Raw genomic sequence first — 639 nt, 5'->3', positions numbered from 1 at the left:
CTTTATGCTTTGCAATTGATAGCTTTTCATTTGCGTTTTCTTCCTGAGCGTGATCCGCATCCTATTTTATATGATATTTTACACCTTTTTATGCAGAATTTTGATGAGCGGTCTGTAAACGCAGAGTTGCTTGTACGTTTTGAAATGCGGCTGCTCGAAGAACTTGGCTTTGGCCTTGATTTGTCTCATTGTGCTGTAACGGGCAGTACAGAGAGACTTTGTTATGTATCACCAAAATCGGGACGAGCTGTATGTGAGGAGGCGGGGCGCCCTTGGAAGGAGAAGCTTCTCATTTTACCACAGTTTCTTGTGCAAAGAACGACACGTCCTGTAGATTTTAATGACATCATAAATGGTTTTATTCTAACAGGTTTCTTTTTAATGCGTCATGTCTGGGAACCACGGGATATAAAGCAACCACCGATACGCATGAATTTGATACAACTATTTGAACGGCAATTTTGTACGCAAGCATCAATTTGTTAATCTGATAAATAGTCAATAGAATATGAAGATGCGAATCTTAAAAACAATTTCTGAAGTACGTCAATATATCGCAGTAGAGCGATATTTAGGACGATCTATAGGTTTTGTTCCAACGATGGGGGCACTGCATGAAGGTCACCTAGCATTAGTGCA

The 639-nt window shown here is 40.1% G+C and carries 2 protein-coding genes; both read left to right on the top strand.

Going from position 1 to position 639, the window contains the following annotated elements:
- A partial coding sequence (recO, locus tag ACFIML_RS09240; RefSeq protein ID WP_375688034.1) for a DNA repair protein RecO occupies window positions 1-486 on the top strand: 486 nt, incomplete at its 5' end.
- A gap of 28 nt (window positions 487-514) precedes the next feature.
- A partial coding sequence (locus ACFIML_RS09235) for a pantoate--beta-alanine ligase (RefSeq protein WP_375688036.1) occupies window positions 515-639 on the top strand: 125 nt, incomplete at its 3' end.

This window comes from Bartonella sp. AC62GZZY (assembly GCF_042196525.1).
Taxonomy (GTDB): Bacteria; Pseudomonadota; Alphaproteobacteria; order Rhizobiales; family Rhizobiaceae; genus Bartonella.
The sequence above is the reverse complement of the archived record's forward strand: the minus strand, read 5'-3'. Positions and strand labels throughout refer to the sequence as shown.